This is a genomic window from Verrucomicrobiota bacterium (assembly GCA_016200005.1).
Taxonomy (GTDB): Bacteria; Verrucomicrobiota; Verrucomicrobiia; order Limisphaerales; family PALSA-1396; genus PALSA-1396.
The window spans coordinates 1-23,143 of the sequence record JACQFP010000069.1 but is presented as its reverse complement, the minus strand read 5'-3'; the positions used below and the strand labels follow the sequence as shown (position 1 = coordinate 23,143).

The 23,143-nt window shown below is 54.8% G+C and carries 16 protein-coding genes; all 16 read left to right on the top strand.

Annotated elements, in window-relative coordinates; translation table 11 throughout:
* Positions 1-273: 273 nt before the first annotated feature.
* A complete protein-coding gene (locus tag HY298_23400) occupies positions 274-2,886 on the top strand; it encodes a hypothetical protein (protein ID MBI3853207.1) in 2,613 nt (870 codons plus the stop codon).
* A gap of 565 nt (positions 2,887-3,451) precedes the next feature.
* Complete coding sequence (locus tag HY298_23395; protein MBI3853206.1) at positions 3,452-4,468, top strand: hypothetical protein; 1,017 nt, start codon at positions 3,452-3,454, stop codon at positions 4,466-4,468.
* A gap of 45 nt (positions 4,469-4,513) precedes the next feature.
* On the top strand, positions 4,514-5,743 hold the full coding sequence (locus HY298_23390) for a DUF2334 domain-containing protein (protein ID MBI3853205.1): 1,230 nt from the start codon (positions 4,514-4,516) through the stop codon (positions 5,741-5,743).
* Between the two features lie 64 nt (positions 5,744-5,807).
* Positions 5,808-6,488, top strand: a complete 681-nt coding sequence (locus HY298_23385) for a hypothetical protein (GenBank protein MBI3853204.1) — start codon at positions 5,808-5,810, stop codon at positions 6,486-6,488.
* Between the two features lie 73 nt (positions 6,489-6,561).
* The gene (locus HY298_23380) at positions 6,562-7,509 is read left to right on the top strand and encodes a glycosyltransferase family 2 protein (GenBank protein ID MBI3853203.1); all 948 of its coding nucleotides are present in this window, start codon (positions 6,562-6,564) and stop codon (positions 7,507-7,509) included.
* 82 nt (positions 7,510-7,591) lie between these two features.
* Complete coding sequence (locus tag HY298_23375; GenBank protein ID MBI3853202.1) at positions 7,592-8,404, top strand: methyltransferase domain-containing protein; 813 nt, start codon at positions 7,592-7,594, stop codon at positions 8,402-8,404.
* Between the two features lie 34 nt (positions 8,405-8,438).
* The gene (locus tag HY298_23370) at positions 8,439-9,425 is read left to right on the top strand and encodes a glycosyltransferase (protein MBI3853201.1); all 987 of its coding nucleotides are present in this window, start codon (positions 8,439-8,441) and stop codon (positions 9,423-9,425) included.
* A gap of 53 nt (positions 9,426-9,478) precedes the next feature.
* Positions 9,479-10,429: a glycosyltransferase family 2 protein gene (locus tag HY298_23365; protein MBI3853200.1), complete on the top strand. Its 951-nt coding sequence runs from the start codon at positions 9,479-9,481 to the stop codon at positions 10,427-10,429.
* 340 nt (positions 10,430-10,769) lie between these two features.
* On the top strand, positions 10,770-12,356 hold the full coding sequence (locus HY298_23360; protein MBI3853199.1) for a lipopolysaccharide biosynthesis protein: 1,587 nt from the start codon (positions 10,770-10,772) through the stop codon (positions 12,354-12,356).
* 1 nt (position 12,357) lies between these two features.
* A complete protein-coding gene (locus HY298_23355; protein MBI3853198.1) occupies positions 12,358-13,305 on the top strand; it encodes a glycosyltransferase family 2 protein in 948 nt (315 codons plus the stop codon).
* Positions 13,306-13,316: 11 nt separating this feature from the next.
* A complete protein-coding gene (locus HY298_23350) occupies positions 13,317-14,414 on the top strand; it encodes a hypothetical protein (protein MBI3853197.1) in 1,098 nt (365 codons plus the stop codon).
* 109 nt (positions 14,415-14,523) lie between these two features.
* Complete coding sequence (gene rfbA, locus HY298_23345; GenBank protein MBI3853196.1) at positions 14,524-15,396, top strand: glucose-1-phosphate thymidylyltransferase RfbA; 873 nt, start codon at positions 14,524-14,526, stop codon at positions 15,394-15,396.
* Positions 15,397-15,412: 16 nt separating this feature from the next.
* Positions 15,413-16,393 carry a sugar nucleotide-binding protein gene (locus HY298_23340; protein ID MBI3853195.1) on the top strand — a complete coding sequence of 327 codons (981 nt, stop codon included), beginning with the start codon at positions 15,413-15,415 and terminating at the stop codon, positions 16,391-16,393.
* Positions 16,390-17,460: a dTDP-glucose 4,6-dehydratase gene (gene rfbB, locus HY298_23335; GenBank protein MBI3853194.1), complete on the top strand. Its 1,071-nt coding sequence runs from the start codon at positions 16,390-16,392 to the stop codon at positions 17,458-17,460. Before HY298_23340 ends, rfbB begins: the two co-directional genes overlap by 4 nt.
* Positions 17,461-17,566: 106 nt before the next feature.
* The gene (locus HY298_23330) at positions 17,567-18,592 is read left to right on the top strand and encodes an SDR family oxidoreductase (protein MBI3853193.1); all 1,026 of its coding nucleotides are present in this window, start codon (positions 17,567-17,569) and stop codon (positions 18,590-18,592) included.
* A 417-nt stretch (positions 18,593-19,009) separates the two neighbouring features.
* A partial coding sequence (locus HY298_23325; protein ID MBI3853192.1) for a hypothetical protein occupies positions 19,010-23,143 on the top strand: 4,134 nt, incomplete at its 3' end.

Below are 23,143 nucleotides of genomic sequence, written 5' to 3'. Positions count from 1 at the left end.
ACACTGGACGAATCGAGGTTCGCGGTTTGAAACTCTAGCTAACTTGGGCGTCCGATTGGATTTGAGGTGAAGGCCAGGAATTTCCTAGCAACACCAAGGAAGCTCCTCGTTGCAAGCCAACAGGCTAAAGGCCACGTTTTCAGCATGTTATTGAATCTTTTAAATGGGGAACGGACCGGAACGCCCCAGCGGGACTGCCGGACCTCAGTGGCCAAAAATGATCGCTCTTGCGCCCGGATGAAAAATGGCCCGGTTTCTGCCCACAAGAGATGCATGATGAACAGAAACGCATTTGTTTACGGGCCGGTTCTCGCCTTTATACTGGTTTGCTTCGGAGCTATTTCCGCCCGTGGGGCGAACGTCTGCGTTGGACCGTCGGCCACTGGCAACGGCAGCGGGGCAGACTGGAACAATCTTAAAGCATGGAGTGGCAGCCCGGCTCGCGGTGATACATGGTATCTTGTGGACGGTAATTACTCCGGTAAGACGTTCAGCACTCCCGCCAGCGGCTCCACGCTCATTACGATCAAGAAAGCAACGGTTGGCGACCACGGAACCAACACAGGTTGGGTGGATAGCATGGGTGACGGTCAGATGGTGATTGCCGGGCAGACAACCTTTGAAACGAGCAATTGGATGGTTGATGGCCAGACAGGTGGTGGGCCACTGAATTACTGGACTAATAATTTTGGCATCAAGATAAATGTTACTGGTGCTTCGGACGGTTCCGGTTTTTGGGTCAACAGTTGGGGGCCGACCAATGTGACGTTGAAACATTTTGAGGTCGTTGGCAATGGTGGTGGAGATCTCAGCTATAACCGGGGAACAACCTTTGGCGACAACGCCAACAACTGCACGGTGTCTTATGCATACATTCACGATACTGGCGAATGTCCACTCTGGTCGGGTGGTAGCGATTCGACTTACGAATACGTTTATACAGGAAGATTCGAGAGTACCTCGGCACAACATGCTGAAATTCTCGCCAACTACCTGCTTCCGGCCAGTCAAAACCTGCGTGACCGATTGACATTACGCTACTGCGTATTTACGTGGTGTGAGGGGACAGGGGGGTTGATGTTTGAGGGCCGCACGATGAATGTTTATGGTTGCGTGTTTGTCCGGCTAGGAGGCTCGACGTTTGACTATTCCGACGGCCTAATTGGGGCGTGGATTAACTACAATACCGTCAGCGACTACAGAATCTACAACTGTTCGTTTATCAACTTCAATGACAACGGGTCGAGCCCGGGAACCCCCACCTTCCAGACCGGGGGTTCATCCACGGGCGTCATGGAGGTCAAGAACTGTCTTTTTTACAATGCAAGTCTTGGATTCGGCGGCTTCTCGCATGATTACAATACCTTTATCACCCCATTTGCCACCGGCACATCTTTTACGCCTGAAGCGCATGGCGTCACCAACTCAACCTTGCCATGGGTGAATTACCCGGCCCTCGACTTCCGCCTGATCGCCAACACCGCGCCGGGCACGCCCTTGGGCGCACCCTACAACTTAGACATGTATGGGAACACTCGCACGACTTGGACAAGAGGTGCGGTGGAATTCAGCAGCGGCACCAATCCGGTGATCTCGGTCTCGCCGAGCCAGTTGGATTTCGGTTCGGTTACAACGAACACAGGCCGTGAGATGAGCTTCACCGTGCAGAACTCAGGCGCTGGAACTCTTGCGGGAACCGCAACTGTGTCGGCGCCCTATGCGATCATATCCGGTGGAACCTTTAGTCTGGGGGCGAATCAGAGTCAGACTGTAACGGTTCGCTTCGATCCCACAACACTCGGCTCTGTTAACCGGACTGTCACTCTCACCGGCGGTGGTGGGGCGGCTGTGTCCGTGATCGGTATTGGTGTCATTCTCCCCGAGACAACACCGCCCACGATAACGTTGACCGCGCCGGCCAATGGAGTGACGGTGAGCAACACAGTGAATTTAACCGCCACTGCAAGCGATAATGTTGGCGTCGTTGGCGTTAGATTTTTTGTCAGCGGCACTCAGATTTCCGATGACACGGCCTCTCCCTACGCCCAAAACTGGGATTCCACCACGGTAACGAACGGTTCGTACAGGATTTACGCGCAAGCCTATGATGGCGCCGGCAATACTGCTTGGAGCGGAACCAACGTCATTACGGTTAGCAACGCGCCAACGGCGTTGCCAAGCCCTGCCGCCTACTGGAATTTTGACGAGGGGACCGGCACGATGGCGGTGGACAGCGTGTCCACGAACACTCTCACGTTGCGGCCCGGCGCGTCGTGGGCCGGCACCGGAAAGTACGGCAACGGACTTCTGCTTGATGGTGTGAATGGTCGTGCCGACGCTCCGAATAGTTCGGGGTTGGACATCAGTGGTAATACTATCAGCGTGGCAGCTTGGGTGCAGCTCGAGAACCTAGGCACCTGGCAGCAGATCATGTGCAAAGTCAAGGAAACCGGCGCCTTCACGTCGCCTTATTTCGCATGGCATCTTTTTAGTGGCCATGTTTCCTCCACTACGCAGTGGACCCCACAATTTCAACTGGTCAACGCGAGTGGTAACAGCGTGAACGTCAGTTCCTCGGTTAACGTGAATTATGGCGAATGGGTGCATGTGGTGGGCGTCTTTGACGGGTCGGCGGTGCGCATTTACGTCAACGGAGTGGAGCAGGGCAGTGCCGCACAGAGCGGCAGCATCATCAGCTACGATCAGCCGCTTTACATTGGAGCGCATGGGTTGCCAGGTGAATTCGCCAAGGGAGTGATTGACGAGGCGCGGGTTTATTCGGGCGCATTGTCGGCAACCCAGGTTCAGGCGCTGTACCTCTATGCGCCGGCACCGGTCGCGAATCGTCCGCCACCCCCATTGGGACTTCGTTTTGTTCAGAACTGATTAATAGGCATTTTTTGGAACGGGGTAAACTCCACCCGTTTGGCTGATCGACTGCTCTTCATGCCTCAAGCCAGTAGTAGCGCACACGAATTTGCGGGCCTACCGAAAACGGCTCGCTCCTCAGGGAAACCTTAGAAGTACTTTTTTTCGTAGCCTATAGCACCGCAAGCCACCGCCTACGTCTGCGTCGTCGGTGCAGTTCTAAATTCGGATGGTAATGACTTGGAAGTACTGACCGCGTTGATTTGTGACTCCGCTTTTCATTGTTATTGCCTTGGCTTTGCTGCTGGCTCAGTTTGCCCTCCCTCGGCGCTTCGCTTTCCTGCCACTCTTGATCGCTGCCAGTCAACTTCCGAACCTGACGGTCATAAACCTGGGGGTCAGCTTTTTCCCTTGCCGGCTCTTAATCCTGGCGGGTTTGATCCGTGGTGCGTTTGGAAGACTAGGCAAGAGGTCTCCGCGGAATCCGTTGGACGTCTTGATGTTTTGTTGGGCCTGCTGGGTGATTCTAAGCAGCTTTGGCCACAACCCTGAGGATCATAATCCACTTTCGCTCAGGTTGGGAATGGCGTGTGACCTATTCGGCGCTTATCTCTATGCCCGGATCTTTCTCACGGACCGCGATGACTTCCTGAGATTCAGCAAATCGGTAGCCATCGTGACTGTTCCCTTGGCGATCTTCCTGGCAGCAGAGCAGGCGAGCGGTCGGAATTTCTATGGCGTAGTGGGCGGTTTTGGGCCGGAAGTCCGGCTGGGACGCGTTCGTGCCCAAGGACCTTTCGCCCACGCCATCCTCGCCGGAACAATCGGTGGAGTTTGTTTGCCGCTGGTCATCCCGCTTCTTCGGCTGTACCGGCGGCTCGCGATCACGGGCTGTATCGCCTGCATGGTCATCGTTTTCTCCACTGCTTCAAGCGGCCCAATCATGACCTTATTCGCGGCTCTGACAGCAGCGGCTCTGTGGCGCTGGCGTACGAGGATGCGTCAGATCAAGACAGGCGTTGTTCTTGGAATCGTCGGGTTGGCGCTGGTCATGAAAGCACCCATTTGGTATCTGATTGCGCGAATCGATTTTACTGGTGGCAGCACCGGATATCACCGGGCGGAGTTGATCACTCAGGCGGTGGATCACTTGGGCGACTGGTGGCTGGTTGGCACGGATTACACGCGCGATTGGATGCCCTACGGAATCGCGTGGAGCCAGAATGCGGTGGACATCACCAACTATTTTCTTCAGATGGGTGTAATTGGCGGTCTGCCATTGATGCTGGCTTTCATCGCCGTCTTGTTCAAGGCGTTCCAGTTGCTGGGCCGGCGCATGAGCGCCATGCGAAGAGAACGAGACCCTGCCGAGTTCGTTCTTTGGTGCGCCGGGGCTGCGCTGTTCGCTCATTGTGTGACCTTTTTTTCGATTACGTATTTCGACCAAACCTACGTCTTTCTTTTCTTCGTGATCGGCGCCGTGCCTGGACTTGTGGCTGGGCGCAAGAGGTACCCGGTAAAGGTGTCACCAAGCTCCGTCAACGAGGAAGCCGATTCAACTCCATTCCAGAATGCCAAAGGTCGCCCGCAGTCAGTGTAGTGTTGACGGCGATGGCCTGTGCAAGTGACGAGATCGAGTCTATTTATGGAGGAAGCTCTCCTGATATTGGGGCTGTATGTGGCCTTTGCGCTGATGCCGATCCGTATTAGCGCCGGTGAGATCTTCGTGGTCCTAAGGTTCGATGATTATGGAGGCGACGTTGTGACGGAGTTTGACCAGAAACTGATCCAAGCCTGTGAGACCCACGGCATACCCGTTACCATTGGAGTTGTTCCGTTCATGAGTAAAGGCGATGTGGAGAACCCGGCCACAACAGGTGAAATTCCTCTGGGCGAGAAAAAAGTGAACCTTCTGACAAACCTTGTGCGAAGGGGAAAAGTGGAGATCGCGCAACACGGATATTCGCATCGGACTCGCAATGCGCACTATACGTCTGAATTCGATGGCCTACCCGTTGGGGAACAAGTTGAGAAAATCGCAAAGGGAAAGAAGTATTTGGAGGACGCCTTCAAGGTTCCGATCACGACGTTTATTCCGCCTTGGAACCGATACGATACTAACACCATCGTCGCACTGCAGACGCTGGGCTTCAAGTCGTTGTCTGGTGGCACGCGTTCTCCAGCGCTCGCCAGCGCTGGTTTAAAGGTGCTTCCTTCGACCTGTGAGCTTGGAGAATTAAAGAGGGTGATCCAGTACGCGCAGAACCGGCCGGAACGAGATAACATCGTGGTTGCGATTTTTCACGCGTACGATTTTGTCGAGGTTGATGCTGCAAGAGGGAAGCTCGATTATTCGGACTTAGAGGAGATCTTCGAGTGGTTGGCACGGCTTCCGGATGTAAAGACGCGCACGATATCCGAGATGACGAGCGCGGCAGATTACCTAAGCATGCGGACTTTTGCGAACCACAGGCGAAACTGGTTTGTTTGCCGGTTGTTGCCGCCCTTTTTGGTAGCGCCCGAGAACCATCTTTATCGGGAAGATGCCGCGACCAAGAAGATTTATGGCTGGAATCTCATTAAGGCAGCAGGGTGGTATCTGCTTATCGGGGCCGGGGTGACGACGGGTGGTCGCCTTACTGCCAGGCTTTGTTTGAGCACTAGGCCCCTCCGTGGAGTAATTACCAAGCGCACTTTTATGTTTTTGTGCACCAGCCTTGTACTACTGACGATGCTTTACGGCTGTCGTCATCTGAACGGGAGTTACCGTGAGTTTACGATCGGAGTTGTCGGGTTGGGAGTTCTGCTTTCGATTTGGACCCTCCCCGACTCAGTGTTTGGGCGTAGTGGGACGGCTAAGCCAAGAAGTTGTTGACGTGATCAGCATCTATACCTTTTCGAGGGGGCGCGAACTGTATGTTCGGCGACTCGTGGAGTCCATGGAGCAGTTTGGCGGCTCCCAGGTGCCTTTCGAGCACCATATCTGCTTTCAAGGGGTTGAGGCGTCAACCGAGCTGAGGAAGTTCCTGAGGACGGGCCAAAGAGCAGAGAGGATCATCTGCCACTTTTGGGACCGGAATTACGGCACTGGCGAAGGGAACAACCGGATCGTTCCGCTTTTGAGAGGCGCGTTGATCATGAAGCTGGATGAGGACGCCATGTTTCGGTCGCCGGACTTTTTTGTCCATGTCATGGCCGTGCACAAGCTTGTTCCAGACGCGGTGTTTTCACCCTATCCGGTGGGGCTGATCGGACATCCTGGCGGTGACAAAGGCGAGCGGCATTTTGTGAAGTACTCTGACGAAACCGACACGTATTATACTTTTCGCAGCGTTCCCCATACGGGAGGTTTGGCGAGAATAGCGCCCGCAAGAATCGCCAAGGGTATTCACTGTCCATACGATCTAAACGAGAATAGTGGCCGGGAAGATGAATCGTTTGCCGAAGCCTGTTTGGAGACCAAGACGCCAATGTATTATCTGGAAAACGCCCTGATCGTGGAACATCAAGAAAGCACGCTGGGGCAGATGGAACGGTATAAGGAGTACTTTGGAGGGCGCACAGATTTTAAGACCAATTCTCGATTGAAGTGGGCGATCAAACGAATATTGGGGAAATGAAGTCGTTGATGAATGTCGTTCCTATTTTGCAACTGAGGCGTAGCACTTCTGCGACCGGAACTGGTCCAATGTGATGCATCATCCACTCGTCAGCATCCTCGTACCCGTTTACAACGCCGGGAGTTATTTGAGGCCGGCGCTAAAGAGCGTCTTGGCCCAAACGTACACGAACTTGGAGGTCCTCATTGTGGATGACGGCTCCACGGATGGATGCCTTGGCGAGATTGAGGATTTGACGGACTCGCGCATCCGTCTCCTTCGGAAAGAGCATTCCGGGAGAGCGGCGACTCTGAATTATGCCTTAAAACAGATATCCGGTGAGTTCTTCGCCATTCAGGACGCCGATGATTTGAGTGATTTGCGAAGAATCGAGCGTCAGGTGAGGCCGTTCCTGGAAGACTCAAGTCTGGCAGCCGTGTTCACCGGCTACGACATCATACTAAACGAAAAACGCATGGCGCCGAGGTATCGCCACAAGAGTATCGAGGAATGCAGGAACGACATTCAGGATTTCCGGATGCCGTCTCACGATCCCACAGCGATGTTCCGATGGTCATTGGCCGGGCGTTTTGAGTTCGAGGAAACCTTGCAGGTAGGGGCAGGCTGGGATCACATTCTCCGGGTGGGGGAAACCTTCCCAATGCTGGTGATCGGGGAGTGCCTTTACAGCTATCGAATAAGCCCCACTTCGAACACACGAACCGACCCAATGCGAAGGCGAAAAGGGGTTGGAATAGTGCTGGAGCGTGCTTTGAACAGGCGAGGAAGCAACGTGTGCAGCGCAACCTTGCTACAAGCCCGCGAAGAGAAGGCCTTCAATGGGCGGGAACATGGGGTCGTGACGCACTTCATGGAAAGCGTCCTCGACCAAAAAGCCGACAGGAAGGCGAGCAATGCGATCCGAACCGCGTGGTCTTGTGCGCGCCTGCATCCGCTCACGCCCGAGTATTATAAGCCGCTCGTTTATTCCGTCGTCCCGACTCTCGTGATTAAGTGCTATCGGTCGGCAAAAAAGTGCTGAGGTTAATAATCGTGCGGATGTCACAAAACATCGTACTGATATGCTTGAGGATACTATATTTCGATGAGGAGAGATTAAGAACATGCCAAGTACATATTACGGCCGAGAGTTTTTTGAAAACCAAGCGGCGTCCTCACTGAGATCAGCGGAAGCAATCGTTCCTGATCTTATCCAGCATCTACGGCCTCGGAGCGTCGTTGACGTAGGTTGCGGAGTCGGGACCTGGTTGTCGGTTTTTCTATCACATGGGATGACGGATGTTCTGGGCATTGACGGAGATTACGTTGATCGAGGAATGCTTCTCGTTCCCAAGGATGTGTTTATGCCGCATGACTTGGCGGAGCCGCTTCGATTGCCTCGACGGTTCGATCTCGTCCTGTCACTTGAAACTGCTGAACATCTACCTCCGACATGCGCTGAAACGTTCGTTCGCACACTGACTGGACTCGGCGATGTCGTGGTATTCTCCGCAGCAGTTCCAGGACAGGCTTGGATCAAGAACATCCATTTGAACGAGCAATGGCCGGATTATTGGGTGAATCTGTTTCGCAAAAACGGCTACGATGTTCTTGACTATGTTCGCAGAAGAGTATGGTCGAATGACCGTGTATGCTGGTGGTATGCGCAGAATATACTGCTCTTTATCAAGCATGATAGGTATAGTGCGTACGCGCATCTCCAAAATCGCGAAGTCGATGACTTTCACAATGCATTCCCACTTTCGATCGTGCATCCGAGATTCCTTGAGCAATACGCAGACTTTGATCGTATGTCACTGGCACGCAAGGTGTGGCTCATCAAGAAAGCCCTCAAATCGGTTTGCTGTGACCTGATCAGAAAAGTCCTGCGAAAAGTTGCTGGCGAAGGGCAGAATAACACCTCAGCCCGGAATTGAAGCAATTGTGCCTCCGCAACGGGACATTCAGAGGTTGCAGAAGATCACGATGAACAACGTCAGAGACGCAGAGAATCACGGCGCTTTGTCAGACTCGAGTGGTCCGACGATTTCAGTGGTGGTGGCTACTTTTAACCGGCGGGAATCGCTCCGCCGGCTCCTTGAGTCGCTCGCAAAGCAGACTTTTTCTGCGGATCAGTTTGAAGTAATCGTGGTCAGCGACGGCTCAACGGACTGGACAGTGGACATGCTCCGTGAACTCAAGGGTGGTTTTCGGAATCTGGAAATCCTGGATCTGAAGAACCGCGGCCCAGGTGCGGCGCGAAATGCCGGCGCTCGTCTGGCGCGCGGGAAATACCTGGCCTTTACGGATGATGACTGCCTCGCTGCTCCTGACTGGCTGGAACAATTGGTCCGAGCGTTCGAGTGTACTGGAGCGGTTGGGTTACAGGGCCAAACGACAACCGATCGGCTGGCCCGAACACCACTAACTCATCAGATTGAAATCCTCAAGCCTTGTCTTACCTCAATGCCGACCTGTAATGCGGCCTATCTCAAGAGCGCGTTTGATAAGGTCGGAGGCTTCGACGAGTCATTCAAATTCGCGCATGACGAAGATGCAGATTTGGCCTGGCGTGTCGAGGATCTCGGTAAAATGGTTTTCGTACCAGAAGTACACATCATTCACCCGCCCCGGCGTGACAAACTCATGAAACGCGCACGTTGGGTTCGCGGTCTTGAAAGCGAATTCCTGCTCTATCACAAGAGCCCGGAAAAGTATCGAAAGTATGTGAAAAGCCCCTCACCATGGTGGACCATCTACTGGAAAGTATTTGTTGTTGGTCAACTTCAATGGGCAAAGTCATGCTGTAAGTACCTGCTCAAACCTTTTAGACCGGATCTTTTCATTGTAGGTATCACCTTGGTTGTGGCGCGATGGTTCAATTTGATTCGATTTCTTCCATCATATTGGAACGCGCAATCCGTTTATCGCACCAAATTCTCAAAATCTCAGATATGATTGAGACTGGAGTCCAGCCGGGGCAACACCGATCCGATTCCGAGCATTTCATCATGAGATCCGACTTGTCCGTTTCCATCATCATTTGCACCTGCAACCGCGCAGCCAGCTTGCAGCCGACTTTGGAAGGCCTTGGAAAGGTTAAGATTCCCGCAGGCTGGCAGGTCGAGGTCATTCTAGTTGACAATGCTTCAACGGATGACACAGGCAAGGTGGCGCGAAGCGTCACGCTCCTAAACATGACATTACGATACTTGTATGAAGGGAGAAAGGGAAAGAGCAATGCGCTCAACGCTGCGATGGCGAAAGCCCGCGGGGAGTTTCTCTTGTTCACCGACGACGATGTATCCGTGCCTGAAGATTGGGTGGAAAAAATGGTGTCACCGCTTCTGCGGGGCCAAACTGACGCGGTAGTGGGGAAGGTAGTGCTGGCACAGAATCTGATAAAGCCGTGGTTGACCGCCTGGCATCAAGTTTTTTTGGCCGTGGTTGATCGGCAATTCCATGGGCAGGTCGGGTTGATCGGCGCCAACATGGGCTTTCGCCGGTCGGTCCTGGAACGCGTGCCGGCATTCGACACGGAGTTGGGTCCTGGATCTCCTGGTCTGCTCAATGAAGAATCACTGTTCGGCCTGCAATTAGTCGAGGCTGGTTTCAAGATTGGATATGTCGAAAATGCGACGGTGACTCATCAGCCCGCGGCGGACCGGCTTAAGCGCAGGCAATGGCTGGCCGCAGCCGGCAAATACGGACGAACGCAAGCCTACATAGCCTATCATTGGGAACATAAGGATATCGGAAATCCGCGGCTGAAATGGTTTTGGCACTGGGTGAAGTTGCACTTGAGAAGAATTATTCAGCCTCCCGCGGATCTCGATAGCGAAGGATGTCCTGCTTGGGAAATGAGTTACGTCCTCGACATGGAAATGGGCAGGCATTTTTGTGTTGAACGTCGGCGTCCGCGAAATTACTCACGCAAGGGCTTGACAAAATGCTGCTCGTAAAACAGGTCAAGTTCATCCATGTCGAGCTCGCGTCTCCCTTTGTTGCCGTGCCAAGGAAGTCGTTCATTGATTTGGCACTTTTGAGGGCGTATTTCCAAAAAGAACTGATGAGTTTCGGAGCGTGGACTGTCTCCGTCCGATGCAGTAGTGGCCATTCCAACAGTACTGGATCCCCATGCATTTGGGCGTTACCAGATTGCTGGCAACCGGGACGGTTCGCCCTTCGAATGCAGAAACAGATCGGGGCAACACTCTGACACGGCACGAATCCTCAACGCACGGAAGAAATGCTGTTTCACGATGACTTTGGAATGCCGTCGGTGGCCTGAGGGAAAGTATGATGACCAATCAACTGGTTAACGACAATGACGACGGGCAGCCAGGTACCACGAATGCTCTCCTGGGCGACAGGCTGAGTCGCACCATACCTGAAGCGACATTTGCGCGCATCAACCCCGATCAATTGAAGGGAAAATCCGTTCGAGGCGGAATGCTCACCCTGATCAACCAAGCGGTGAGTTTTGTGCTCCAGACCGTGTCCACCGTGGTTCTCGCCCGGTTGTTGTCTCCCAAAGATTTTGGTCTGCAGGGAATGGTGATTGCCATGACCGGAGTTTTAGGACTTTTCAGAGATCTTGGTCTCGGCGCGGCAACCATCCAACGTGAGGAGATCACGCACAAGCAACTCTCGACTCTTTTCTGGATCAATGTCGCCGTTGGGGTGGGATTGACGACGCTTGGGATGGCGTTGGCGCCGGCTCTGGTCGTTTTTTACGGAGAGCCTCGCTTGTTTTGGATCACCATTTTTTCGGCGTCGGCATTTCTTCTCAACAGCGTCTCGATGCAGCATGGGGCCTTGCTTGTGCGGGATATGCGCTATGGCACGATAGCAAAGATTAACATTTCCTCGGTGGTTTTCAGTTCCGCATTGGGCATTGCGATGGCCGCGCGCGGGTTTGGTTATTGGTCGTTAGTAATGATGGCCCTCTGCAGTCCCTGCATCCAGAGTTTTGGCCTGTGGTTTGCCGTTCCCTGGCGTCCCGGCAAACCAAGCCGCGGATGCGGTGTTCGCTCCATGCTCCACTTTGGAGGAACCGTTACCCTCAATCAATTGGTCGTCTATGTGGGCTACAATGCGGAGAAGGTCCTGCTGGGCCGTTTTTGGGGGGCGGCGGCGCTGGGCCTGTATGGAAGAGCCTATCAGTTGCTCAACCTGCCGCTTCAGCAATTGTACAATTCTATGCACTCTGTTGCTTTCCCCGCGCTCTCGCGGATCCAATCCGACACCGAACGCCTTTGTCGCTCCTTTCTGAAAGGGTATTCCGTGCTGCTATCCTTAAGCATTCCGGTCACATTGGTCTCCGCCCTTTTTTCAGATGAACTCATCAAGATCCTGCTTGGACCGAAATGGGTGGAAACGGGTCCGATCCTGTGGCTGCTCACACCCGCCATAATCGTATTCGCGATGATTAATCCATTCGGATGGTTTCTGATTGCGACCGGCCGGGCGGGCCGAAGCCTGAAAATGGCCCTAGTGATAAGCCCGACGGTGATCCTAGGGATCGCATTGGGAATGCGGTATGGACCGAAAGGGGTCGCCGTGGGATACTCTGCGGCCATGTGTACTTTGTTGGTGCCGATTTTGGCTTGGGCAATCCACGACACGGGAATTACCGCAAGAACTTATTGGCAAGCCTCGAGAAAACCGCTTTTGGCCGGGCTATTCGCAGCGGCGTGCGGTTTGGCGTTCAAGATGGCCTTTGGGGCTCTTTTGCCGGCTATCCCGCGCCTGATATTAGGGCTTGGAATTGTCTTTTCGGTTTATTTGGGAGTTCTCTTGGTCGTTATGAAGCAAGCGGGGTTATACCGGGATTTAATAAATCAGATCTTTCAGCGCACTCTGGGTAAGGAGACAAAACCTGTTTAGAATGGGCCTGCATGTTCCAAGGGTCAGTATCGGATTGCCCGTGTATAACGGAGAAAAATATCTTCGATTCGCCGTGGATTCCATCCTGCAGCAGGACTACAGGGACTTTGAATTAATCATCTCGGACAACGCTTCGTCGGATGCCACAGCGGAGATCTGCCGGCGGTATGCCGAAAGCGATGAGCGCGTCCGTTACTCCCGAGTTGATGTGAATCTTGGCGCCGCACATAATATCAAGGCGGTTTTCCAGCAGGCCAAAGGAACTTATTTCAAATGGCAATTTCATGATGACGTCTGTTTGCCAGGATTCCTGAGGAAATGTGTTGAGGTTTTCGATCAGGCGCCGTCATCAGTGGTATTGGTGGCGCCGAGGACTGAGGTCATCGACGGGGAAGGAAAGAAAACAAATTACGTGGTTGAAGAGCTTAACACGCGCCGTCCGCGACCGCACCAGCGCCTGGCTGATGTGCTGCGGACGGTCGAATGGGCGCCGGCTCAGAATGGTCTGTTCCGCAGGGATGTCCTGAAAAAAACGCGTCTGATCGACGCATTTATTGCATCGGATTACGTATTGCTTGCGGAAATCGCGTTGCGTGGTGAAATCCTGCAAATCCCTGAGGTACTCTTTCAAAAACGATTTCATTTGGGAATATCCATTAAAGCCAACAAAAACTTGACGGACTTTCAGGCATGGATTGATCCATCGCGGAGGACGCACAGGCGATTTCTTTCACCACGACTCCACCTCGGAATTGAATTTGCACGCTCCATCAGTCGGAGTTCAATGCCCCAGAGTGAACGACTCTTGTGCTACTTGACTTGTTTCGCCGTCTGGTATTCGCGTGAAGGTCGCCGGGCGGCCGCCAATTTTAGAAACAAACTCGCGCTCAGAACCAGGTTGAAGGAGTGCGTCGTGGGAGCGTCGCGTAATTCTTTGGATCTTTCTTGAAACAAAAATAAATGCCAAAAAGTTTACAATTGCACGTTGGGGAATGGGTCGAAGTTCGCAGCAAGGAAGAAATCTTGCAGACGCTTGACCGGCGTGGGCAGTTGGAGGGATTGCCGTTCATGCCGCAAATGTTCCAGTACTGCGGCCGGCGATTCAGAGTTTTTAAACGAGCGCACAAAACCTGCGATACCGTCTTTCCCGTACGCGGTCGAAGAATGGCGGCAGCAGTCCATTTGGAAACTCGGTGCGATGGCCAGGCTTACGGTGGCTGCCAGGCCGGTTGTCTTATCTTCTGGAAGGAGGCCTGGTTGAAGCGGGTCAACGCCGACGTAACCGAGCAAGAACCGCCAACTTCCACAGGAGCGACTGAGCATGTCGCGCTTGATGAAAATGGAGGCTGTACAGAACAAAATGTGTGGGCTGGGACCCGCGTGCCCGGGAGGCAAGATGAGCAAGACCCTGCTTACGTATGTCAGGCAACGCGATTGCCGTATGCGACCACGCCGCTATCCTGGTGGGATCTCCGGCAATACGCCGAAGATTACAGCTCCGGCAATGTCGGGATTTGGCGGGTTGTGAAAGGACTGATTTATTCGCGCTACTACAATTTGAGCATCGCCGGTCTTGGGCTGGGCCGGATAATGCGTTGGTTCTATGATAAATTCCATCCGCTTTGGCGCGGCACACCATTTCCCAGGAAGAGCGGCAGTATACCCGCCGGCCAGCGGACACCTGGCGGCACGCTCAACCTGCAACCCGGGGAACTGGTTCGTGTGAAATCACATAAGAAGATCTTGGCAACCCTTGACACAGCCAGCAAGAATCGCGGCCTATATTTTGATGCCGAGGCTGTCCCCTATTGCGGGGGCACCTACCGCGTTGCCAGGCGTGTCAGCAAGATTCTAGATGAGAGGACGGGAAAGCTCGTCAAGATGAAGACTGAATCGATTGTGTTGGAAGGAGTTTATTGTCAGGCTCGTTACAGTGCTTGCAGAATGTTCTGTCCTCGGAGCATCGATTCGTACTGGCGAGAGATCTGGCTTGAAAGAGTCAACGAAACCGGCACGGACAATAGGGTGCCGACCATTAAAACGTCTTCAGGTCAATAATCTTCTCACCAAAACCTTCGCACGCTGCATTCGTCGAAGACGCGAAGCATCCTTTCGGATTTCACGAATACTTCGATCGAGGAAGCCGGATGTTCAAATTTCAAAAATCATGAAGGGCATAATTCTCGCGGGCGGTGCCGGAACCCGGTTATTTCCGCTGACACTCGTTGCCAGCAAACAGCTCCAGCCGGTTTATGACAAACCGATGGTGTATTATCCGCCGACCACGCTGATCGAGGGTGGCGTGCGCGAGCTTTGCCTGATTTCGACCCCGCATGATTTGCCCCGCTTCGAGATGTTACTGGGCAATGGCCGAAAATGGGGACTGACGATTGAGTATCGCGAGCAGCCCAAGCCGCAGGGCATTGCGCAGGCTTTTCTGGTGGCAGAAAGTTTCATCGGTGACGATCCAGTTGCGTTGATCTTGGGCGACAACTTGTTCTACGGCGGAGATGTTTTTCAAAAAGCCTTCGCGGAGTTTCGGGATGGCGCAATTATTTTTGGCTACCATGTGAACGATCCGGAACGCTACGGCGTGGTGGAATTCGACGAGCGGGGCCGCGCGATCTCGATCGAGGAGAAGCCCAAGCAGCCGAAAGGCAACTACGCGGTGCCGGGATTGTATCTCTACGACAACGCAGTCGTTTCCATCACCAAGGCGCTCAAACCCTCAGCCCGCGGCGAGTTGGAGATCACTGATGTCAACGTGGAGTATCTACGGAGAAAGCAGTTGCGCGTTTTCAAGTTGAACCGGGGTTTCGCCTGGCTGGACGCGGGCACGAGCAGCAGTTTGCACGACGCGTCGGCCTTTGTGCAAACCATTGAGAAACGCGCCGGTGTCAAGATCGGTTGTCCGGAGGAAGCGGCGTTCCGGCGCGGATTCATTTCTCGGCTGGATTTTGAAACCTTGGTGAAGACCATGCCCGACTGCGAATATCGGGCTTACTTGCAAGGCGTGGTGACGGAATCGGCGGCGGTTTGAAGATGGATTTAGGTTTATGGTACTTCTTTTAGGAGCCAGCGGATACATCGGTCAGGCCTTTGCAAACGAATTGAAGCTGCGCAAGTTCTGGCTGCTGCCGTTGTCCCGTGCGGAACTCGATTATACGAAGTTCAGCGTTTTGCTGGAATTCCTGCAATCGCGCAAGCCAACGTTCGTCATCAATGCCGCGGGCCACACCGGACGTCCCAATGTGGATGCCTGCGAGGACCAAAAGGCAGATACCCTCCAGGGAAACACGCTGCTTCCAGTGACGGTCGCGCAAGCCTGCGTGGCGGCGGGCGTGCCGTGGGCGCATATTTCGTCGGGCTGTATTTATTCGGGCGGCAAGGTCTTGAGAGATGGCGAGTGGGTTGTTGAGCGCAACCTGAACCAACCTCACCTTCGTGAACTGTTCAGAAACGAACCTGATCGCTTTCGCGGATTTGTCGAAACCGATCCATCCAACTTTTCGTTCCGCAGTCCGCCGTGCAGCTTCTATAGCGGGACCAAAGCGCTGGCTGAAGAAGCGCTGGCGTCCCTGGAGGGTGGATATATCTGGCGTTTGCGGATTCCCTTCGACGAATTCGACAACTCGCGAAACTACATTTCCAAACTGTTGCGCTACCCTCGAATCTACGACAACATCAATTCGCTTTCGCATCGTGGAGATTTCGCGAGGGCCTGCCTGGACCTTTGGCAGCGCCAGGCGCCAACCGGTACGTACAACGTCACGAATCCGGGGGCAGTGTCGGCCACCGACGCCATCAAGCTGATCCAGGAGATATTGCGCCCGCAGCGCGAGTTCGCGTTCTGGTCCGATGATGAAGAGTTTTACCGCTTGGGCGCAAGGGCACCGCGTTCCAACTGCCTTCTGGATGTCAGCAAGCTCTTGGCGACTGGAGTCCGGGTGCGGCCGGTGCAGGAGGCGCTCAGGGAAGCGCTCGCAACCTGGCAGCCCGAGGCGAGCCAGGACAGCAAAGCCACTAAAGCAATATGAACCTAATAGTGACAGGCGGCGCGGGATTCATCGGATCAAATCTGATCCGGCACATCATCGACCAACCGGAGATTGACCGGCTCGTCAATTTAGATTGCCTGACCTACGCTGGCCACTTGGAAAATTTGAGTGATGTCGAAGGGCATCCCAAGTACGTTTTCGAGAAGGTTGATCTGCGCGACAAAGCCGGCGTCGAGAACGTCGTGCGACGCCACAAGATCACGCACGTGTCGCATCTTGCTGCTGAATCGCACGTTGATCGGTCCATTGCCGGCCCGGACGATTTCATCCAAACTAATGTGATCGGCACGTTCAATCTGCTTGAGGCCTGTCGCGCGTTCTGGTCTGGCAACTGTGAAGCGCGGCGCTTCCATCACGTCTCCACGGATGAGGTGTACGGAAGCCTTGGCGCGACCGGGAAGTTCACCGAGGAAACTCCGTATGCGCCCAATTCTCCTTACTCCGCGAGCAAAGCCGCGTCCGACATGCTTGTGCGTGCCTACCATCACACCTATGGCTTGCCGACGGTCGTTACTAATTGCTCAAACAACTATGGTCCCTTCCAGTATCCGGAGAAACTCATCCCTGTGGTCATTCAAAGTGCGCTCAATCGCCGTCCGATCCCGGTGTACGGCGATGGCATGAACGTTCGAGATTGGTTATTTGTTCTGGACCATGCAGAAGCTCTGTGGACCGTTCTGCGACGCGGCGGCTCCGGCCAGACTTACAACATCGGCGGGAACAATGAATGGCCGAACCTGAGGATTGTGGAACAGATTTGCGATCTGGTTGATGAATTGCGGCCAGGGTTGGGTGGGAATTCAAGACAGCTCATCACGTTTGTGAAAGACCGCCTCGGTCATGATCGTCGTTATGCCATCGATGCCGGCAAGGTCAGCAGTGAACTGGGCTGGGAACCCCGGCATGATTTCGCTGCGGGACTTCGACTGACGGTTGCCTGGTATGTGGAGCATTCGGATTGGGTCGGCCGCGTGACGGGTAAACTTAATGGAGGGCAACCAGAGGGGCCGCGTGTGACAGAGCCGGTGATTGTCGAACGTCGTTGAACCCGAATCTGGCGCTGAGGCCGCGGAATAACCGACTGAGTACTTCATGGAATGCCTGGAAAACCTGAAAACATTTGGAGAAACAAAAGTAACTCGATGAAACAATATGCGTGTCTGTGTAACTGGTAATGATGGCTATCTGGGGTCTTTACTCGCGCCGGAATTGTTGAAGCGCGGTCATGAAGTGATCGGGCTCGACACCGGCTTCTACAAGGAGGGTACGTTGTACCGGAGCGGACCGGTGACGGCGCAAACGCTGGTCAAGGACCTCCGGCAGGTGGAGGCAAAGGATTTGCAAGGAGTTGATGCGATCGTCCACATGGCCGAACTCTCCAATGATCCCGCTGGTCAGTTGGCGCCACACATCACTTATGAGATCAACCACAAGGGTTCAGTCCGGCTGGCTGAGTTGGCTCGCTCGGTTGGCGTGCAACGCTTCGTGTACATGTCTTCCTGCAGTGTTTACGGAGTGTCCGATCAGGAATTTGTGGACGAAGAATCGCCCGTGAAACCGCAGACGGCTTACGCAGAATGCAAAACGCTCGTCGAGCGCGACGTGAAGCCAATGGCCGATGACCGGTTCTCGCCCACGTTCATGCGCAACGCCACCGCCTATGGAGCCTCACCGCGGATGCGCTTCGACATCGTGTTGAATAATCTCGCCGGGCTGGCGTGGACGGAGAAGGAAATCGCCATGACCAGCGACGGCACACCGTGGCGACCCCTGGTTCACGGCTTGGATATTGGTCGCGCCATTATTGCAGCGCTGGAGGCTCCGCGGGAATCGGTTCACAATCAGGTTTTTAACGTTGGTGATACGGCGCACAACTATCGGGTCAAGGAGATTGCCGAAATTGTGTCTGAGGTGTTCGTCGGCTGCCGCGTTACCTTCGGCCCGGCCAGCACTGACAATCGCAGCTACCGGGTTTCGTTTGAGAAAATTCGGAAGCATCTGCCGGGTTTCAAGTGCGCTTGGGACGCGCGGCGCGGCGCGCAACAGCTTTACGATTTATTCAAAAGAATCGACATGCCGACAGAGGTTTTCAAACATCGGACCTTCACACGCCTCAAGCAACTTGAATACCTGATCCGCACCCAGCAGATCGACGAACAATTCTTTTGGCGGGAGTGAAGCCGTTCGCTCGGGGAACTTCCATTCACGCACCGGACTCCCACCCAAGCAGTCGAAAAAATGAAATTGCTTCATGAGCTAACAGAATCTTTGAAAATGAATGTGTCCTGGTTACCTCCGGTCGCCGCGGAATGAATCTGAGCTTCGATTCGGGCCTATTAACGTTCAGATTCCCGGCTTGTGGCGTTTACCATGACAACCGACCACGGTTTCCACTACAACCGAATGAGGGACAGCCACGACAGACAACCTTGTGACATCGTGTAGATTCAATAACGTGAGATTCGCCGTATTCGGGTCGCAGTGTGCTCTCGACGTGGTAGGTGCTGTCTTCGAGCAGTGCTTTGTCGCAGACCTGTCTTAATGATAAATCTCAGCGTTCGGTAGATTGCGGAATTATCTCAGAATTTTATGCCTATGAAACCAACAAGAACTACCCTTACTGCTTTCCTGTTCGTGACTGCATTCGCCGTACTCGGCGTGGCGCAGACGCTCGCGTTGCCGGCGCTGGCCCCCATACCCAATCAGAGCCTGATTGAGGATCAGCCGACGCTGGCGCTTGAAATCACGAATGTGGATCTGACGACGCCGGGCGGGGTGTTGAGCGCCGCCTCGTCTGACACGACACTGGTTCCCGTTGAAAACATCTTCTTCGGGGTCGCGGGATTGAACCAGCGGTACATCACGGTGACGCCAGCGTTTGGGCAGACCGGGACAGCGACGATCACGGTGACCAACACTGAAACAGGGGACAGCACCAACACAAGTTTCGTACTCACGGTCAATCCTCCTCCTCCCGGATTTGCAAGATTCGTTAATACATCGTCCATCACGATTCCGGACTCGGGAAACGCAAGCCCATATCCGTCCACGATCAACGTCTCCGGGACGGTAGGCGCAATCACCAACCTGACTTTAACGTTCAGCAAATTCAGCCACGGGCGGGTGCAGGACGTGAACATGCTTTTGGTTGGGCCTACTGGTGTCAGTGCGGTCATTTTCAGGGAAATCAGCGGTAATGAGCGAAGCTGTAACAACAGCGTTACAGTGACTTTGACGGATGCTTCATTTTTTCCGCTCCCGGCAGATTTCGATCTCTGGTCCGAACCACTTAGGCCGGCTGACTACGACCCCGGCGCTGGCTCGTTTCCACTACCTGCACCCGCCGTACCGTATGATGGGGTGGCGCTTTCCACCTTCAACGGCCAGTCAGCCAACGGCACATGGTCATTGTATGTATATGACGATCAGGCGGTGAACACCGGATCCATCGTGGGGGGATGGAGTCTGATGGTCGCAACCAGCACGGCGCCGACGATAAGCGACATCCCCGATCAAACGATCCCGTTGGACACCAGCACGGGGCCGATTTCGTTCAGCGTCAGCGATCCGGACACGGATCTGAACACCCTGACGTTCACCACGAATTCATCGAATACAGCGCTGGTACCATTAAGCAACATTGTGTTGGGAGGCAGCGGGGCCAATCGAACGGTGACGGTTACGCCGACGTTCGGATTGACAGGCCAATCGACGATCACGGTAACGGTGAGCGACGGTGTGGACAGCGCGACGGACACATTCCTGCTGACGGTCAGCGCGGCGCCCGGAAACACGCCACCGACGATTTCCTCGATTGCGGATAAGACGACGTTAGTGGGGAGGTCAGTGGGGCCATTTAATATCACCGTTGGCGACGCGGAGTCGGCGGCAGGGAGTTTGACATTGAGCGGGAGTTCGTCGAACACCAACCTGGTGCCGAACACCAACATCGTGTTTTTCAACATCAACGGCACCACCCGGACGCTGACAGTGACGCCGGTGGATGGGCAGACGGGGACTTCTACAATCACGGTAAATGTGAGCGACGGGGTGAACATCACCAGCACCAATTTCAACCTCACGGTGAGTCTGCCCGGTCCTGGCACGGCGATTTTCGACAACACCAATGCCATCACGATTGCCAACCAGGCTGCGGCGAGTCCTTATCCCTCCACAAACCACGCGTCCGGGCTGGCGGGGGTGATCACGAACCTGACCCTCACGCTCAAAGGAATGAATCACTCGGCGCCGCATGACCTGGAAATGTTGTTGGTTTCACCGGCTGGCCAGAAGGCGGTGCTTTTCGCTCATGTGGGTGGAGGAACCGTCAGCAACATTACGGTGACGCTGGACGATGCCGCCGAGTACGCGCTGCCGCCCAGTCCCTTTGCGATTCTGACCGGCACCTACCGGCCGCTGGATGCTGGGCACGACGCCTTTCCGTCGCCGGCACCGGGCGGGCCGTATGGGACGACCAATGCGGCGTTCAACGGGGTGTCGCCCAACGGCGACTGGCTGTTGTATGTGTTCAATGACCCCGCTGGGAACGGAGCGGGCTCGATTAGCGGAGGCTGGAGCCTGGCAATTACGACCGATATAGTCGGAACCGGGCCCACGATCAGCGACATCCCTAATCAAACGATCTTTATGGACACCAGCACGGGGCCGATTTCGTTCACAGTCAGTGACCCGGACACGGATCTGAACAGCCTGACGTTCACCACTAATTCATCGAATACCTTGCTAGTACCGTTAAGCAACATTGTTTTGGGAGGCAGCGGGGCGAACCGGACGGTGACGGTGACGCCGGCGTCAGGATTGACGGGCACAGCGACCATCACGGTGACGGTCAGCGACGGCGTGGACAGCGCGACGGACACGTTCGTGCTGACGGTCAACGCGCCGCCGACCCAGGTTCGGGTGGAGACGGCAGCCAACGGCAGTGGCACAGTGGTGCCGGCGCAGAACATCAGTCCGAACAGTTCAATAACAGTCTATGCCATTACGCGAGATGCTTCCAACAACTTCGTAGCGAATGTAGCGGCGGATTCCTGGTCACTGACAAATGTCACGGGTGGTGTGATCAATAGCGATTTGGTGGTGGCTGGCAACAGCAAGAGTGCAACCTTTACGGGCCACGTTGGGGGAAGTGCAATGGTTCATGTGACCTCGGGAGTATTGACCTCGACGGATTCAGGGACATTGACGGTTTTGGCGAGCGCGCCACCGACGATTTCGGCGATTGCGGACAAGGCGACGTTGGTGGGGAGGTCAGTGGGGCCATTTAATATCACCGTTGGCGACACCGATACCCCGGTGAACAACCTGACGCTGAGCGGGAGTTCGTCGAACACCAACCTGGTGCCGAACACCAACATCGTGTTTTTCAACATCAACGGCACCACCCGGACGCTGACAGTGACGCCGGTGGATGGGCAGACGGGGACTGCTACGCTCACGATATCGGTGAGCGACACGGTGAACACCACCAGCACTAATTTCAACCTCACGGTGAGTCTGCCTGGTCCTGGCACGGCGATTTTCGACAACACAAATGCCCTCGCGATACCCACCGCGGTTGCGGCGAGCCCGTATCCCTCCACGAACCACGTGTCTGGGCTGGCGGGGGTGATCACGAACCTGACCCTCACGCTCAAGGGTATGAATCACTCGGCGCCCCATGACTTGGAAATGTTGTTAGTTTCACCGGCTGGCCAGAAGGCGGTGCTTTTCGCTCATGTCGGTGGAGGAACTGTCAGCAACATTACGGTGACGCTGGACGATGCCGCCGAGTACGTGCTGCCGCCCAGTCCCTTTGCGATTCTGACCGGCACCTATCGGCCGCTGGATGCTGGGCACGATGCCTTTCCGTCGCCGGCACCGGGCGGGCCCTATGGGACGACCAATGCGGCGTTCAACGGGGTGTCGCCCAACGGCGACTGGCTGTTGTATGTGTTCAATGATCCCACGGGCAGCGGAGCGGGCTCGATTAGCGGTGGCTGGAGCCTGGCAATTACGACCGACACGCAAGGCACACCACCGACGATCAGCGATATATCCAATCAAACCACCACCGTAAATGTGCCAACCGCCGCGATTCCGTTCGTGATCGGTGACTTGGAAACAGCGGCGTCGAATCTGGTGCTGACGGCCGGTTCATCGGATCCAACTGTGGTTCCGACGAACAACGTTGTCTTCGGCGGCTCGGATTCAAACCGCACGGTGACTATTACTCCCGCTTCGAATAAGATCGGTTCGGCGACCATCACCATAACCGTAAGCGATGGAGTGTTGACGACAAATGACAGCTTCGTACTGACGGTCGAGCAAGGTGAGCTAACCGTCGCTGGTATTACCGCCGCCAACAAAGCTTACGACGGGACAAATACCGCCACCATTGACACCAATGGCGCGACACTTGTAGGCGTGGTTGGTTCGCCCGACGTGAGCCTGGTGTTGAGCAACGCGAGCGGGAGCTTTGACACTAAGAACGTGGGCACCAACAAGACGGTGCAGGTGGCGGGGCTGGGGTTGAGCGGCGCGGATGCGGGCAACTACACGCTGACGCAACCCACGACGCTGGCCGACATCACGGGCAAGAGCGTGACGGTGGTGTCGGGTCTGGCGGCCAACAACAAGGTGTATGACGGCAACACGGGGGCGACGATCAACTCGAACAACGTGGTGTTGAGCGGCGAGCTGGGCGGGGACGCGGGCAACGTGAGTCTG

Excerpts from the sequence above, each read along its gene's own strand:
- HY298_23355 (MBI3853198.1), top strand. The coding sequence starts at position 12,358 with ATGGGCCTGCATGTTCCAAGGGTCAGTATCGGATTGCCCGTGTATAAC.
- HY298_23340 (MBI3853195.1), top strand. The coding sequence starts at position 15,413 with ATGGTACTTCTTTTAGGAGCCAGCGGATACATCGGTCAGGCCTTTGCA.
- HY298_23400 (MBI3853207.1), top strand. The coding sequence starts at position 274 with ATGATGAACAGAAACGCATTTGTTTACGGGCCGGTTCTCGCCTTTATA.
- HY298_23365 (MBI3853200.1), top strand. The coding sequence starts at position 9,479 with ATGAGATCCGACTTGTCCGTTTCCATCATCATTTGCACCTGCAACCGC.
- HY298_23395 (MBI3853206.1), top strand. The coding sequence starts at position 3,452 with ATGGCGTGTGACCTATTCGGCGCTTATCTCTATGCCCGGATCTTTCTC.
- HY298_23380 (MBI3853203.1), top strand. The coding sequence starts at position 6,562 with ATGCATCATCCACTCGTCAGCATCCTCGTACCCGTTTACAACGCCGGG.
- HY298_23390 (MBI3853205.1), top strand. The coding sequence starts at position 4,514 with ATGGAGGAAGCTCTCCTGATATTGGGGCTGTATGTGGCCTTTGCGCTG.
- HY298_23360 (MBI3853199.1), top strand. The coding sequence starts at position 10,770 with ATGACCAATCAACTGGTTAACGACAATGACGACGGGCAGCCAGGTACC.
- rfbB (MBI3853194.1), top strand. The coding sequence starts at position 16,390 with ATGAACCTAATAGTGACAGGCGGCGCGGGATTCATCGGATCAAATCTG.
- HY298_23375 (MBI3853202.1), top strand. The coding sequence starts at position 7,592 with ATGCCAAGTACATATTACGGCCGAGAGTTTTTTGAAAACCAAGCGGCG.
- HY298_23385 (MBI3853204.1), top strand. The coding sequence starts at position 5,808 with ATGGAGCAGTTTGGCGGCTCCCAGGTGCCTTTCGAGCACCATATCTGC.
- HY298_23350 (MBI3853197.1), top strand. The coding sequence starts at position 13,317 with ATGCCAAAAAGTTTACAATTGCACGTTGGGGAATGGGTCGAAGTTCGC.
- rfbA (MBI3853196.1), top strand. The coding sequence starts at position 14,524 with ATGAAGGGCATAATTCTCGCGGGCGGTGCCGGAACCCGGTTATTTCCG.
- HY298_23330 (MBI3853193.1), top strand. The coding sequence starts at position 17,567 with ATGCGTGTCTGTGTAACTGGTAATGATGGCTATCTGGGGTCTTTACTC.